The organism is Accumulibacter sp., assembly GCF_031732815.1.
In the GTDB taxonomy this organism is placed as follows: domain Bacteria; phylum Pseudomonadota; class Gammaproteobacteria; order Burkholderiales; family Rhodocyclaceae; genus Accumulibacter.
In genome coordinates, this window is the sequence record NZ_JAVMKF010000303.1 from 40,177 (window position 1) to 54,524 (window position 14,348).

A 14,348-nucleotide genomic window follows, 5' to 3' on the forward strand; every position below is an offset into this window, starting at 1 on the left:
ATGCGCGGCGATCAGGCGGCTGGCCTGCGCCGACTGTTCGCCACGCGTCGATCGGTACAGTTCGTCAGCTTCGTTGCCGGGAGTGTTGGTCTTGGGCGGAGCACCTTGCTGGCCAACCTGGCGACTTGTCTGGTTCGGCGGGGCAAGGAGGTCCTGCTGATCGACGAGAATGTTGATGACGATCTGGCGGCGTTCTTTGGCCGGCAGGCGAGTTGCGATCTGCTGGACGCGGCAAATGGTCGGCGGACGATTGCCGATGTCCTCGTCGATGTCGCCCCTGGCGTGCGCGTCCTGCCCGTCGCCCGGCTGGTCAGGCAGCTCGCACGGCTTGTTCGAGGTGAGCAGGAGCGTCTGATCGAGTGCTTGCGCGCAATGACGCCGCCAGCTGATGTCGTCCTGATCGACGCCTCGCTTGATCACCCGCTCGGTTTCTCGCCCCTTGGCCTGGCGACGCGCGAGACGGTCATCGTGGTTTCGACCAACGGCCAGTCGATTACCGAGGCGTACGCCCTGATCAAGCGAGTCAGTCTGGGTTACGCGCGACGTTCCTTTCGCGTCCTGGTCACCAAGGCACGTACGGCTGACGAAGCGCAGGCAATTCATGCCAACATGGCTCGCTTGACGCACAGTCGGCGGATTGCCCAGATCGAGTACGCCGGCTACGTTCCCAACGACGAGCACCTGCGGCTTGCTGCCCAGCTCTGCCAGCCGGTGAGCGCGCTTTTTCCAGAGTCTCCGGCGGCAAAGGCGCAACACAGCCTGGCCAAATCGCTACTCGGTTGGCACAACGACGACGACGCATCGGGCGGGATGGATGATTTTGTGCAACAATTGGTGCACTTGAGCCAACGCATCGAGCCCATCGCCATCTACGCTTGATCTCCTGGTCTGGAAGGGTATGTATAACGCCGCTGGTCAGCTCAGCCGGGATCAGCTGGTGGAGCGCTACGCTCCACTGGTGAAGCGTATTGCCAGCCATCTGATGGCTCGTCTGCCGGCCAGCGTGCAGGTAGACGACCTCATCCAGAATGGAATGATCGGCCTGCTTGACGCGCTCGGCCGTTTCGAGCCGGGCATGGGTGCACAGTTCGAGGCCTATGCCGCGCAGCGAATTCGCGGTGCGATGCTCGACGGCCTGCGCGACAATGACTGGTTGCCGCGCAGTTTGCGGCGGGATTGCCGGCGTATCGAAGTCGCGATTGCTGACCTGGAGCAGGAGCATGGCCGTCCGCCGACCGAAAAGGAACTCGCCGACGCCCTTGGCATGCCCATCGGCGAGTATCAGAAGATGCTGCAGGATGCGCGTTGCCATCAGTTGGTTTACCTGGAAGACATGGTGGCCGAAAATGGTGAAGACTTCCTCGATCGGCACCTGGTCGATGAAGGTTCCGATCCCTCCAAACTGTTCGAGGACGAAAGTATTCGTCAGGCGTTGGTACAGGCCATCGAGAGTCTGCCGGAACGCGAGAAGCTGATGATGGGCCTCTACTACGAGCAAGACCTCAATCTGCGCGAGATTGGCGAGGTGATGGGCGTCTCCGAGTCGCGCGTCTGTCAATTGCACAGTCAGGCGGTGATGCGCTTGCGGGCGCGTCTGTTCGGCGGCGGCGAGAAGAAGAAGGGCCGCGGGCGTGGATAGGATCAGTGCCCTCGGTCTGCTCACCGGCATTCTGGCGATCGTTGGCGGGCAGATTCTCGAAGGTGGGCATGTCGGCTCGCTGTCGCAGCCGACCGCCATGCTGATCGTCGTCGGTGGCACGCTGGGCGCGGTCATGCTGCAGAGTCCTTACGCCACTTTCATGCGCGGCATGCGCATGGCGAAGTGGGTGTGGTATCCGCCGGTGGTAAATTATCAGCAGTTGATACAGCAAATCTCGAACTGGAGCCAGGTGTCGCGCCGGGAGGGGCTGCTTGCTCTCGATGCCGTGGTCCAGAGTCTGAAAGACGACTTCACACGCAAGGGCCTGCAATTGCTGGTCGATGGTGCTGAACCCGAGCGTCTGCGCGAGGTACTAGAGGTCGAGATCGGCACCTTCGAACAGGAGATGAAGCTTTCGGCACGAATCTGGGAGGCGGCGGGCGGTTACTCGCCGACAATCGGCATCCTCGGCGCCGTCATGGGTCTCATTCACGTGATGGAAAACCTTTCCGATCCGTCCAAGCTGGGGGCCGGAATTGCCGTCGCGTTTGTCGCGACGATCTACGGCGTCGGCCTTGCCAACCTGGTCTATCTGCCGATGGCCAACAAGCTGAAGACGCACATCAGTCGCCTGATCGTGCAGCGCGAGATGATCGTCGATGGTCTGGTCGGAATTGCCAATGGCGATAACCCGCGCATCATCGAAAGCCGACTGCGGGGCTATCTTTTCTAAGAATGGCACGGCGCAGGTTTGACGACGAGCACGACAATCACGAGCGCTGGCTCGTATCGTACGCTGACTTCATTACCTTGCTCTTTGCCTTTTTCGTCGTGATGTACGCCCTTTCGTCAGTCAACGAGGGCAAGTACCGCATTCTCAGCGACTCCATGGTCAGCGCTTTTCGCAATCTTCCGGTTCAGGCGACCGGGCAGGTGCCGACCATGGTGCCGTCGCCGGTGCCGAAATCGGGCGTTCTGGCGGCCAAACCGCAGGAGGTGGCGCGTCAGAAGCAGCGCGAGAAGATGCGCAACATTGCCAAGGAAATCATGGAAGTGATGGCGCCGCTGGTCGAACAGGGAAAGGTCCGTGTGCTCGAAACCAGCCGCGGTGTGAGTATCGAGATCAACGACAGCATTCTGTTCTCGCCCGGCCAGGCACTGATCCAGGCGCAGTTGGCCAAGGCCATGCAGTCGATCGCCGAAGTGCTGGTGTCGGCCGAGTTTCCGATCACGATCGAGGGCCATACCGACAACGTGCCCATCAAGAACACGCAGTTTCCGTCGAACTGGGAACTGTCGGCAGTGCGCGCAACGACGGTATTGCGCCTGTTCGCCGATGCCGGTATCGCTGCCGAGCGACTGACCGCGATTGGTTATGCCGACACGCGGCCGGTCGAGCCGAATCTCCTGCCCGATGGTCGGGCGCGCAACCGGCGAGTGACGATACTGATCGACTCGACGATTCCGGAGAAGGGAACTGAGCTTGAATTTCCGGAGCGCAGCCCGCCATCGTCGGCGGCGCGCAACGCTGGTGGTCCATCCGCGGTCATTCCGCGGTAGAAAATGTGTCAGGCTCGGTCAGCGATACGGCTGCTGGCCGATGAGGTGCTCTGCCCGTCCGGGCCGTAGAGCCCAGGTGGCGTGCCGGCACCCAGGATGCTCAGCGCTTCCGCCGTGTGCTGCAGGTGCAGGCGGATCAATTCACCGTTCATCTGGTTCAAGTCGCGAGCTTCTTCGGTGAGCGTGCGCAGGCGGGACCAGGACGCACGAGCTTCGGCCTCGGCCGGGTGTTCGGCCAGCCATGTGGTCATGCCGTGCCTATCCGGGGTGTGGCCGGCCGCGGCGAGCAAGTGGTTGCACCGCTCGGCAACCTGGGCGAGTCGGCTGGCCAGCCTGTTCTTCTCATGGAGCAGGTCGCTCATCTGGTCGACCTGTCCCCGAACGAGCAGTTCGCGCTCGTTACGAAGCAGCGCAACGAAGTGCTCGAGCGCGAGAAACTCGCTCTCCAGCGTTTGCCGCAGGTCGATCGCTGTCACGGTGTCCACCCGTGACCAAGGATCGAGCACAGGATCAGGCACGCCTTTGCGTCGAGATCAGCTCGGTCGCCGAGACGATCAGTCTATCGGCAACTGCCGACGCATTGATCGTAAAGCGTCCGTCGGCGATGGCTTCCTTGATTTCGCTAACCCGTGCGACGTCGAACGACGGTGTTTCGGCCGACGATTGCAACTGGGCGGCCAGCCCACTCAGATGAACCTGGCTTGCGGCCCCGTCGGCTGGCCGGGTTCCGCTGGTCCGATTGCGCGTCTCGTTGATGACGCTCGTGTTGCCTGTTGTGCGGTCGATCTTCACGCTCATGCCCCTCGAAACGTTGTGTTAATCTCTTTATCGGCGGCCCGCGACCGAACTTTAATCTGATTTCGGCAGAATACGGGAACACTGTCAATATCTTACTTCAACAACACCGCCGTGGCGCGCGATCCCGCTGACGATCTGGCCGGAGTTTGTTCTCACCTGAATGAGCTGGCCGTCGGTCGCGTTGCTGAGTGCTTTTCCCTCGTTAGTCACGGTGAACCCGGGTCCGTTCGCCAGCAGTTTGACCATCTGGCCCTGCTGAACAGCCCACGGCGTGATCAGTGCATCGCTGCGCAGTGCCTGGCCGGCGGCCAGCCCATTGCGCAGCGCCTTGCCGATAGCCTGCCGCGGGTCGGTCAGGACGGTGGCCGGCAGCGCTCCGAGGTCGCCGTCTACCAGGCTGAGGTCGGATTCCGCGATTACCTGGCCAGCCGCGAGCTGCCGCGCCGCGCTCAGGTGTTTGCCGGTGATCTTCACCTGGACCGGGACATACACGCTCCAGGCGGTCGGACCCAGACAACGGACGCCAATCGTGCTGCGGCCCCACAGGCGGTTGCCCGGCGGCAGAAAGGGTTCGAAAGCGCTGCAGGCAGCCTGTTGGGCATGCCGGTCGAGCGGACCGAAGGTGTAGCTGACAGCACCGGGCAGGCCTTTCGTCTGGGCTTCCAGGAATTGCTCTACAGCTGCTGACAAGGACGCCTGCCCCGACGCGCTGCCGGCGATAAAGGCAAGCGCGAGTCCGAGCAGGCGAGCGCAGAGTGGTCGGTGGGGCGCACAGGGCGAGAATGGACACATGCCGCCATTCTGCCCGATTCGCAGCCGGCCGGAACAGATTGCTGCGCCGTGCTCTACCGGCAAGCAGACTGCATCTGGCGGCAATTCTTGCCGGCAAGGCGGCAATCTCGGGTTAACACGGCTGCTGTTCGGATGGCCGAAGCTGGCTGGAGACCGTCGGCGGTCCTGGTACGGAGTTTGCGTTCATCCTCACCGGAAATACCGTGGAGGAGGCAGCCATGCTGAGCAAACTTGACCGAGCGCTTTTCTTTCAGGAGCAGGCGCTGACCCTGCGCGCTGCGCGTCAGCAGGTGCTGGCAGGCAACATTGCGAACGCCGACACGCCGCACTATAAGGCGCGTGATTTCGTCTTTGCGACGGCCCTGCAACGGGCTCTGAGCAACCGCGGGAGTGAGGCCGTCCGCTTGGCAACAACCTCGCCGAGGCACTTGGCGGGAAGCGGCGACGTGGCGCCGACAGCGATGCTCTATCGCCAGCCGGGTCAGGCAAGCGCGGATGGAAATACCGTCGAGATGGATGTGGAGCGTTCGCAGCTCGCCGAAAACTCGATCTTTTACGAAGCCGGACTCACCTTTCTCAGTGGTCAGTTGCGCACGCTGAGCAGCGCACTGCAAGGGCAATAGGGATGAGCATTTTCGCGACTTTTCACGTTGCCGGTAGCGCCTTGAGCGCACAGTCGCTGCGTCTGAACGCCGTAGCCAGCAACCTGGCCAACGTGGACAGCGTCGTAGCGGCCAACGGCAAGCCCTATCGCGCAAAGCAGGTGGTCTTCGCTGCCACGCCGATGGGCAATGGCGCAGCGCAGGGCGTGCGCGTGCAGCAGGTGGTCGAGGACAGCAGTCCGGGACGCCTGGTATACGATCCGCGCAATCCGGCAGCCGACGAGCGCGGCTATGTCACGATGCCGAACGTCAACGTCGTCGAGGAGATGACGAACATGATCTCGGCGGCACGTTCCTACCAGACCAACGCGGAAGTGATGAATACCGCCAAGCAACTCCTCCTCAAGACGCTGGCGCTCGGCCAGTGAAGGCAGGCCATCTGATCGGAGAATGAAATGGCAAGCGTACAGCCGAGCAACTCGGCGAGTGACATCTTTGCTGCGCTCAACGCGCAGGCAACGGCGGGCAGCAGCGCTGGCGGGTCGACCAGCGCAGCCGTGCAGGACCGCTTTCTTCAGTTGCTGATCACGCAACTGAAGAATCAGGACCCGCTCAACCCGCTCGATAATGCTGCGGTGACGACGCAAATCTCGCAGATCAACACAGTCGCTGGAATCGAGCGGCTCAACGCAACGCTGGAAACCCTGCTCGGAGCCTATGGCGAGAGCCAGGCAATGCAGGCGGCAGCCTTGATCGGCAAGGACGTCCTGGTCGGCGGTTCGGGGCTTGTCTTGGCCGGTGGCGAGGCGCGTGGTGGGGTGAGTCTGGCTGCACCGGTCGATCGGGTCGTGCTCACCGTCCTTGATGGCGCCGGCAGGCCCTTACAGAAGCAGGTCCTCGGCGCGCACGATGCCGGCAGCTTCAGCTTCGTCTGGGATGGGAGGACCGATGCGGGAGCGGTCGCCGCTCCGGGCAACTATCGCTTTACGGTCACCGCGGAGCGCGCCGGCGAGAAAGTCGAGGCGACGGCGCTTCAGGTTGGTACGGTTTCTGCTTTGATTCGGGACAAGAGTGGCAGTTTTCAGCTTGATCTTGGTGCGCTTGGCCGGGTCAACTTCGACCAGGTGCAGCAGGTCTTTTGAGGTAGAGGTGTGGCATGAGCTTTCAGCAGGGTTTGAGCGGTCTCGGCGCAGCAGCATCGGCGCTCGATGTGATCGGTAACAACGTGGCGAACTCGAGTACCGTCGGTTTCAAGGGTGCGCGAGCCAACTTTTCCGACGTCTATGCGGCATCGCTGGGTATCGTCGGCGCTTCGCAGATAGGGATTGGTGTCGGCGTTTCAGCGATTCAGCAACAGTTCACCCAAGGCAACCTGACGACGACCAACAATCCGCTTGATCTGGCGCTCAATGGCGGTGGCTTCTTCCGGATGAGCAACGCCGGTGCAATTACCTATACCCGCAATGGTCAGTTCCATCTGGACAAGGAAGGCTACATCATCAACGATCAGAACCTTCGACTGACCGGCTATCCGGCTGGTGTCAACGGGCTGATCTCGCCGTCGAATCCGATCGAACTGCAGCTTTCGGCGAGCCAGATTGCGCCGCGGGCAACTAGCGATTCACTCTCGGGCAACCTCACGGCGGTGATCAACCTGGACTCACGCGAGGTCGTGCCGGCGCTGTCGCCATTCAACTACAACAATCCTGACACGTACAACTTCTCAACCGCGCTCAACGTCTTCGACACGCTGGGTGTGGCGCACAACTTGACGACCTACTACGTGCTGAACACGCCGACTGCGCCCGACGGTGGCGAGTGGACCGTATACGCGACGCTCGATGGCGCCAACCCGCAACAACTTCCGGGCAATCTGATCTTTGATACGGCCGGTGCCTTGAGCGCAGCTTCGGCACAGAAGGTCCTTCCTGCCTGGTCGCTGACGACGGGCGCGGTTACCCCCTGGTCACCTGGCACACTCGATTTCACCGGATCAACCCAGTACGGCAGCGAGTCGAGCGTCGATCGCCTGACGCAGGGCGGTTACACTGCCGGGAGTCTGGTCGGTATTGGCGTGGGCAAGGATGGCGTCGTTCAGGGACGCTACAGCAACGGTCAGACGCGCAACATGGGGCAGATCGTACTGGCGACCTTTGCCGATCCGAACGGGCTGCTCAACCTGGGCAACAATCAGTGGAACCCGACCTCGGTATCGGGTCCCGAACTGGTCGGAGCGCCGGCTTCCGGTAGTCGCGGCGTCGTTCAATCGGCTGCCGTCGAAGACTCCAACGTGGATCTGACGCGCCAATTGGTCGATATGATTACCGCACAGCGCAACTACCAGGCCAACGCGCAGACGATCAAGACGCAGGATCAGATCATGCAGACGCTGGTGAATCTGCGCTGACGACTGAGCACGCAGCGGACAGGGAGAGCAGCGAATGGACCGTCTGATCTACACCGCAATGAGTGGTGCCAAGCAGGCCTTCCTGCAGCAGGCCGGGGTTGCGCAGAATCTGGCAAATGCCACGTCCACCGGCTATCGCGCGATGGAGCATCGGTTTCGCGCTGTTCCGATCGTCGGGCCGGGCGCACCGACGCGCGCTTTTGCCGTCGACGCATCGGTCGCCAACGTCTTCGAGCCGGGACCGATGATCGCCACAGGCCGACCACTTGATGTCGCTGTGCAGGGCGCCGGCTGGCTCGCCGTCGAGGGTGCCGATGGGCGCGAAGCCTACACGCGCGCCGGCAATCTCGCTACCGACGCCAACGGCATGCTGCAGACCAGCAGCGGTTTCAATGTGCTCGGCGAAGGAGGGCCGATCACGCTGCCGCCCGACAACACGATCGCAATTGCCGCCGACGGAACGGTTTCAGCCATTCCGCGCCGGGGCGCCGGGGCGCTCAACACGGCCACCGTGGTCGGCCGGATCAAGCTGGTCAATCCACCGCCGACCGATCTCGTGCGCAGCGACGACGGGCTTTTCCGCACGCGTAGCGGCGACGAAGTGCCGCCCGACGAGGCGGTCAGGCTCGCCCCGGAAACCCTTGAAGGAAGCAACACCAATGCCGTCGAATCGATGGTCAGAATGATCAGTCTGGCACGTCAGTTCGAAATGCAGATCAAGATGCTGCAGACGGCCGATGCGAACGCGCGCGCGGCGACGCAGCTCCTGACGATGAACCGCTGAGAGGAAAAAGACGAATGATTCGCTCGCTGTGGACCGCCAGCACCGGCCTGAATGCGCAGCAGGTGCAGATCGACATCATCGCCAACAATCTGGCGAACGTCAGTACGAACGGCTTCAAACAGGCCCGCGGTATCTTTGCCGACCTGATCTATCAGACCTTGCGCCAGCCGGGCGCGCAATCGTCGCAAACGACGCAGATTCCTGACGGTCTGCAGATCGGTCTGGGCGCGACGCCGGTATCGACCGGGCGCATCTTCACGCAAGGTTCGCCGCAGCAGACGGGGAATGGCCTCGACCTGGCGATCAACGGCGCGGGCTTCTTTCAGGTGCTGCTGCCTGATGGAACGACCGCCTATACGCGTGACGGTTCGTTTCAGCGCGACAGTCAGGGGCAGATCGTCACTGCGAATGGCTATGTTCTGCAGCCGGCGATCACGATCCCGGCGAATGCACTGACGCTGACCATCGGGACCGACGGCGTGGTGAACATTACTCAGCCGGGTTCGGCCGCGGCGGTGCAGATCGGCACCATCCAGGTCGCCACCTTCATCAACAACGGCGGCCTGCAGAGCATGGGTGAGAACCTCTACCTGGAAACGGCCTCGAGCGGCACGCCGACGCCAAATACACCGGGAACGAACGGTTCGGGAATTGTTTTGCAGAACTACGTCGAGGCTTCGAACGTCAATGTGGCGCAGGAGCTGGTCATGATGATTCAGACGCAACGAGCTTACGAGCTCAACTCCAAGGTTGTGTCCACTTCGGACCAGATGCTTGGACGCCTGACGCAGTTATAGGCAAGATGATGAACATCTGCGCGGCGGCGCGACGCTGGTCGGTCTATTGCCTGACGCTTGGCGTTGCTGCGTGCACCAGCGTGCCGCCGACCAACGTTCACCAGCCGATGACAGCGCGCCCTCAGCAGCGTTCCGACCAGCTCGTCGCCAACTTGGCGGCGACTGGCAGCATCTACCAGCCGGGCACTTCACGCACGCTTTTCGAAGATCGGCGCGCACGCTATGTTGGCGATACGATTACCGTGACCATCACCGAGAACACCTCGGCGGCGACCAAGTCGAACGCCAGCCTTGCCAAGACCGGCAGTATCAGCGCGGCCGCCGGACCTATCGTCGGCTTGCCTGGAAAGTCTTTTCAGGGGATGCAGTTGACCGCCAACAGCAGCAACAGCGCCAACGGCAAGGGCGAGGCGGCGGCGAACAACGTCTTTACGGGAACCATCACGGTGACCGTGATCGAGGTACTAGCGAATGGCAATCTGCTTGTTTCCGGCGAGAAGCAGGTTGCCATAGGGCATGGTCAGGAGTACATCCGCCTGTCGGGAATCGTCAATCCGTACTTCGTCAACGCGGCTAACACGATTGCCTCGTCGCAGGTGGCGGACGCCCGCATAGAGTACAAGGAAAGCGGTGCGATCAGCGAAGCGCAGGTCATGGGCTGGCTGGCACGCTTCTTCCTTTCTGCTCTGCCATTCTGACGAGGACGCGAATCGATGGTAGACGTCAAGTTCCGGGTAAACCGCTCGCTGCTCTGGCGCTCGCTATGGGCCGGCTTGCTCCTGGCGCTGCTGAGTGCGTCGGCGACCGCCGAACGGATCAAGGATCTGGCTTCGCTGCAAGGCGTGCGCAACAACCAGCTCGTCGGCTATGGCCTGGTTGTCGGCCTGGACGGTAGCGGCGACCAGACGACCCAGACTCCGTTTACCACGCAGAGCATCATCAACATGTTGGCGCAGCTTGGGACAACGCTGCCAACGACGCAATCGCTGCAGCTCAAGAACGTCGCCGCAGTCATGGTGACCGCCATGCTGCCGCCTTTCGCGCGCATAGGACAACAGATCGACGTGACCGTTTCCTCGATGGGCAACGCCAAGAGTCTGCGTGGCGGGACACTCGTCATGACGCCGCTGAAAGGTGCCGACGGGCAGATTTATGCGCAGGCCCAGGGGAATCTGCTGGTTGGCGGTGCCGGTGCCGCTTCCGGTGGCAGCAAGGTGACGGTCAACCATCTGCTCGCCGGTCGCATCGCCGGCGGCGCGACGGTCGAACGCGAGGTGCCGACGGCCTTGGGGCAGGGGCCTTTCATCCATTACGAAATGGGTACGACCGATTTTGCGACGACCCAGAAGGTGGTCGAGGTGATCAATCGCGAAATCGGCCCGGGAACGGCTGAGGCGGTGGACGGCCGGCTGATTCGCGTTTCGGCGCCGCAGGAAGCGAACAGCCGGGTTGCCTTTCTCGGTCGGGTCGAGAGCCTGGAAGTACGCCCGGCGAAGGCCGCGGCAAAGGTGATCATCAACCCGCGTACGGGTTCGGTCGTGATGAATCAGACGGTAACGATCGACTCGTGTGCGGTGGCGCACGGTAATCTGTCGGTGGTGATCAACAGCGAACAGAAGGTCAGCCAGCCGAACGCGCTGGCTGGCGGTCAGACTGTCGCCACCACGCAGAGCGACATCGACGTCCGGCAAAGCGGAGGCTCGTTGCTCCATCTGAAGGCGGGCGTCAATCTGGCCGAGGTGGTCAAGGCGGTCAATGCCCTGGGCGCCGGGCCGCTCGATCTGTTGTCGATCCTGCAGTCGATGAAAGCCGCGGGTGCGCTGCGCGCCGATCTCGAGATCATTTGAGATCCTTTGGCGCTCGACCTTGCTGAGGGGGAACGTGAATGAAGGCCAATGACTATCTGAGCAACCGTCTGGTGCTCGACCCTTCGGCAACGGCCGGGCTACGCAACCGCTTGCGCGAGGACCCGAAGGCCGGTGGACAGCAGGCGGCGCGACAGTTCGAGGGAATGCTGCTGCACATGATGCTCAAGAGCATGCGCGAGGCGACACCGGCTGACGGCATGACCAACAGCGACGAGAGTCGTTTCTTCACCGCCATCGTCGACCAGCAACTGGCGCTCGACCTTGCCGCGCAGGCGCCGACTGGCCTGGCTGCGATGCTGGCGCAGCAGATGGCGCGCTCGCCGCGCGTCAACGTGTCGGCCGGTGGTGGCTCGGCCGACGCCGTACAGCAATCGCTGTTCGCGGCCCAGGCGGCAGCCAACGTAGCGCGCGCTCCGGTAATCAGCGAGGCGCGTCAGCGCTCGGGGCAGGTCGCCGCCGCGGGTGCGACGGCGGGCAGCGCCGGTGGCGCTGGCGCCTCGTCCGGCCGTGCGCGCGATTTCGTCAACCGCGTCTGGCCACACGCAGTCGAAGCGGCGGCGGCGACCGGTATTCCGGCCCGTTTCCTGGTCGCTCAGGCAGCCCTCGAATCCGGCTGGGGAAAGAACGAAATCAGGGCTGCCAACGGTTCGCCGAGCTACAACCTGTTTGGCATCAAGGCCGGGCGGAGCTGGGCGGGCGCGACGACCGAAGTGCAGACGACCGAATTTGTCGATGGCGCACCTCGCTCGACGCGCGCCAAGTTTCGCGCCTACGGGTCGTACGCCGAAGCCTTTCGCGACTACGCCGAAGTCCTGCGCAGCAGACCGCGCTTCGCCGCGGTGATTGGTCAGCAGGATGGCGTCCAGTTTGCCCGCTCGCTGCAGCAGGCGGGCTACGCCACCGATCCCCTGTACGCCGACAAGTTGGCGCGCATCATCGGCGGGACCGCCCTGCGCGAAGCTCTGGCTGCCTGAACAAGAAGTCGCTTCGCGGCGGCTCGCCTAAAGTCCCCCTTGCGACTGCCGTTCACGGAACTGTCAGAAAGGATTTCACGCCATGGCTTCAGGATTGATCGGTACCGGCCTCACCGGCCTGCACGCCGCACAACTCGCACTGCAGACCACCGAGCACAATATTGCCAACGTCAATACGCCGGGTTTCTCGCGCCAGCGGACGCTGCAGGTGGGCAATCCGGGAGTCCTCTCGGGGTCGGGTTTCATCGGTCAGGGAACACGCGTCGCCACGGTCGAGCGCATGTACGACCAGTTCCTGAGTGAACAGGTGAACCGTGCGCAGGCGCGGGCCAGCGAGATGACCAGCTACCACGAGCAGCTGGCGCAGATCGACAACATGCTGGCCGACTCGGCGACCGGTCTGTCGCCGGTACTGCAGGAGTTCTTCCAGGTCGTGCAGCAGGCTGCGGCCAATCCAGGGCAACTCGCGGTTCGTCAAGCGGCGGTGTCCTCCGCCCAGGGACTGGCGGCGCGCTATCGCTCGCTCGGCGAGCAACTGGGGCAGATCGCCAGCGGCGTCAACAAACAGATTACGACCACGGTGGAAGGCGTCAATTCCTACGCCGAACAGATCGCCGCGCTCAATCAGAGCGTGGTGCTTGCCGAAGCGTCGACCGGGCAGCCTGCCAATGATCTGCGCGATACGCGCGACCAGCTTGTCCTCAACTTGAACAAACTGATCAAGACCAGCACGACGGTCGCCGCTGATGGAAGCTTGAATGTCTTCGTCGGCAGTGGTCAACAACTGGTCGTCGGTGCCCGCGCTCTGACGCTGACGATGACGCCCTCGGCGGCCGATCCGAACACACTGGCTGTCGGCCTGCGAACGGCCGCCGGCACGATTCAGGAGATGCCGGAGAAGCTGCTCTCTGGTGGCAGTCTCGGTGGCCTGTTGTCGTTCCGTCGCGAATCGCTCAGCCCAGCGATCAATGACCTTGGACGCAATGCGGCATCGTTTGCCTTGACCTTCAATGCACAAAGCGCGCTCGGTCAGGACTTGCTCGGTCAATCGCAACTGTCCGCCACGCCGAACAGTTTTGCGCCGAATGTATTCAATCTGTTCCCGCCTGCCGTCACCGCCAGCACGCGAAATCCGGCAGGGAGCCCGCTGGTCAGCGCCAGTTTCGTCGATCCGCCGCCCTTCAAAGGCAATTTCTATACGGACTTGGGTAGCAGCGACTACCGTTTGAGTTCAGACGGGACGACCGTTACGCTCACCCGTTTGACCGACAGCAAAGTGTGGACCGGCGCCGATGTCGGCGCCATCAACACGCTTCTGGCCGCCGATCCGCAAGGTTTTACGCTGGCGTCGACGGCACCGCTGCTGGCCGGATCAAGTTACCTGGTTCAGCCGGTACGCGACGCAGCGCGTGGCATCACGGTCAGTCCGGCGGTTGCCGCTGATCCACGCTTGCTGGCGATGGCCGGGCCCTTGCGTACTTCGTCGGGAGCGAGCAACACCGGTAGCGGGGCGATCTCGGCGGCGACGGCCGGCTCCGGGTTCGCAGCCGCGGCAGCGGCCCTGCCGATTGCGCTCACCTTTCAGGCCGGCGGCCTGCAGAACTTCCCGGTTGGCGCACGTGTTTCGATCGATGGCGGGGCGCCGGTGCTCATTGCCGCAGCGACTGACAGTGTACCCTATACCAGCGGCGCAAATATCACGCTGGTCGGTTCGGTCGCCAGCACGCCGCCGGCTGGCTTCAGCTTCACGATCTCGGGTGTGCCGAACAATGGTGACACGTTCACCATAAGCCGTAACACCGGAGCGACAGCCGATGGCCGCAACGCGCTGGCGCTGGGGCAACTGCAGACGCAGGACACGATGTCGGGCAAAACTGACTCTTTCCTCGATTCGTATGCCCAACTGGTCAGCTCGGCCGGCAGCCGGACGCGTCAGATGGAGGTCAGGGCAGAGGCGCAGCAAGCGATGCTCGAACAGGCGGAGAACAGTCGCGAGTCGTTTTCCGGGGTCAATCTTGACGAGGAAGCGGCCAACCTGATCCGCTACCAGCAGGCCTATCAGGCGGCCGCGAAGACTTTGCAGGTGGCGAGCAGCCTGTTCGACACGATACTCGACCTACTCTAGGA

At 62.7% G+C, this 14,348-nt stretch carries 17 protein-coding genes; 14 read left to right on the forward strand and 3 right to left on the reverse strand.

Translation table 11 applies throughout. The annotated features are described in order from the left end of the window. Genes RKP46_RS17790 through motD form a run of 4 tightly spaced genes read left to right on the forward strand, consistent with a single transcriptional unit; the run spans nucleotide 1 to nucleotide 3,199 of the window. Nucleotides 1–879: an AAA family ATPase gene (locus RKP46_RS17790; RefSeq protein ID WP_311107898.1), complete on the forward strand. Its 879-nt coding sequence runs from the start codon at nucleotides 1–3 to the stop codon at nucleotides 877–879. Between the two features lie 19 nt (nucleotides 880–898). Beyond that, nucleotides 899–1,639, forward strand: a complete 741-nt coding sequence (locus RKP46_RS17795) for an RNA polymerase sigma factor FliA (RefSeq protein WP_311107867.1) — start codon at nucleotides 899–901, stop codon at nucleotides 1,637–1,639. After that, nucleotides 1,632–2,372, forward strand: coding sequence for a flagellar motor protein (locus tag RKP46_RS17800; RefSeq protein WP_311107868.1), 741 nt, complete (start codon nucleotides 1,632–1,634; stop codon nucleotides 2,370–2,372). The genes RKP46_RS17795 and RKP46_RS17800 overlap by 8 nt, the downstream gene beginning before the upstream one ends. 2 nt (nucleotides 2,373–2,374) lie before the next feature. Beyond that, the gene (gene motD / locus RKP46_RS17805; RefSeq protein ID WP_311107869.1) at nucleotides 2,375–3,199 is read left to right on the forward strand and encodes a flagellar motor protein MotD; all 825 of its coding nucleotides are present in this window, start codon (nucleotides 2,375–2,377) and stop codon (nucleotides 3,197–3,199) included. An 8-nt stretch (nucleotides 3,200–3,207) separates the two neighbouring features. Here the strand turns inward: motD and RKP46_RS17810 are convergent, their stop codons facing one another. The 3 genes from RKP46_RS17810 to flgA form a co-directional block, all read right to left on the reverse strand. Then, on the reverse strand, nucleotides 3,208–3,675 hold the full coding sequence (locus RKP46_RS17810) for a flagellar protein FlgN (RefSeq protein ID WP_311107870.1): 468 nt from the start codon (nucleotides 3,673–3,675) through the stop codon (nucleotides 3,208–3,210). Between the two features lie 34 nt (nucleotides 3,676–3,709). Continuing rightward, nucleotides 3,710–3,997 (reverse strand): flagellar biosynthesis anti-sigma factor FlgM, encoded by a 288-nt coding sequence (gene flgM / locus RKP46_RS17815; protein WP_311107871.1) that lies wholly within the window; start codon nucleotides 3,995–3,997, stop codon nucleotides 3,710–3,712. 84 nt (nucleotides 3,998–4,081) lie between these two features. Continuing rightward, complete coding sequence (gene flgA / locus RKP46_RS17820) at nucleotides 4,082–4,687, reverse strand: flagellar basal body P-ring formation chaperone FlgA (protein ID WP_311107872.1); 606 nt, start codon at nucleotides 4,685–4,687, stop codon at nucleotides 4,082–4,084. Between the two features lie 320 nt (nucleotides 4,688–5,007). Here flgA and flgB point away from each other — a divergent pair, with 320 nt between their 5' ends. The 10 genes from flgB to flgK all read left to right on the forward strand — a co-directional run bounded on the left by flgB (nucleotide 5,008) and on the right by flgK (nucleotide 14,346). After that, on the forward strand, nucleotides 5,008–5,412 hold the full coding sequence (flgB, locus tag RKP46_RS17825; RefSeq protein WP_311107873.1) for a flagellar basal body rod protein FlgB: 405 nt from the start codon (nucleotides 5,008–5,010) through the stop codon (nucleotides 5,410–5,412). A gap of 2 nt (nucleotides 5,413–5,414) precedes the next feature. Next, nucleotides 5,415–5,819, forward strand: coding sequence for a flagellar basal body rod protein FlgC (flgC, locus tag RKP46_RS17830; RefSeq protein WP_311107874.1), 405 nt, complete (start codon nucleotides 5,415–5,417; stop codon nucleotides 5,817–5,819). A gap of 27 nt (nucleotides 5,820–5,846) precedes the next feature. After that, on the forward strand, nucleotides 5,847–6,533 hold the full coding sequence (locus RKP46_RS17835; protein ID WP_311107875.1) for a flagellar hook assembly protein FlgD: 687 nt from the start codon (nucleotides 5,847–5,849) through the stop codon (nucleotides 6,531–6,533). Nucleotides 6,534–6,547: 14 nt separating this feature from the next. Next, nucleotides 6,548–7,798, forward strand: a complete 1,251-nt coding sequence (gene flgE / locus RKP46_RS17840; protein WP_311107876.1) for a flagellar hook protein FlgE — start codon at nucleotides 6,548–6,550, stop codon at nucleotides 7,796–7,798. Nucleotides 7,799–7,832: 34 nt separating this feature from the next. Continuing rightward, nucleotides 7,833–8,582: a flagellar basal body rod protein FlgF gene (locus tag RKP46_RS17845; protein WP_311107877.1), complete on the forward strand. Its 750-nt coding sequence runs from the start codon at nucleotides 7,833–7,835 to the stop codon at nucleotides 8,580–8,582. A 14-nt stretch (nucleotides 8,583–8,596) separates the two neighbouring features. Continuing rightward, nucleotides 8,597–9,379 carry a flagellar basal-body rod protein FlgG gene (flgG, locus tag RKP46_RS17850; RefSeq protein WP_300330985.1) on the forward strand — a complete coding sequence of 261 codons (783 nt, stop codon included), beginning with the start codon at nucleotides 8,597–8,599 and terminating at the stop codon, nucleotides 9,377–9,379. 8 nt (nucleotides 9,380–9,387) lie between these two features. Then, nucleotides 9,388–10,077, forward strand: coding sequence for a flagellar basal body L-ring protein FlgH (locus RKP46_RS17855; RefSeq protein ID WP_409194164.1), 690 nt, complete (start codon nucleotides 9,388–9,390; stop codon nucleotides 10,075–10,077). 15 nt (nucleotides 10,078–10,092) lie between these two features. Then, nucleotides 10,093–11,226, forward strand: coding sequence for a flagellar basal body P-ring protein FlgI (locus RKP46_RS17860; RefSeq protein ID WP_311107879.1), 1,134 nt, complete (start codon nucleotides 10,093–10,095; stop codon nucleotides 11,224–11,226). 38 nt (nucleotides 11,227–11,264) lie between these two features. After that, a complete protein-coding gene (gene flgJ, locus RKP46_RS17865) occupies nucleotides 11,265–12,221 on the forward strand; it encodes a flagellar assembly peptidoglycan hydrolase FlgJ (RefSeq protein ID WP_311107880.1) in 957 nt (318 codons plus the stop codon). Nucleotides 12,222–12,303: 82 nt separating this feature from the next. Next, entirely contained in the window at nucleotides 12,304–14,346 is a 2,043-nt protein-coding gene (gene flgK / locus RKP46_RS17870; protein WP_311107881.1) for a flagellar hook-associated protein FlgK, read from the forward strand. Nucleotides 14,347–14,348 lie beyond the last annotated feature (2 nt).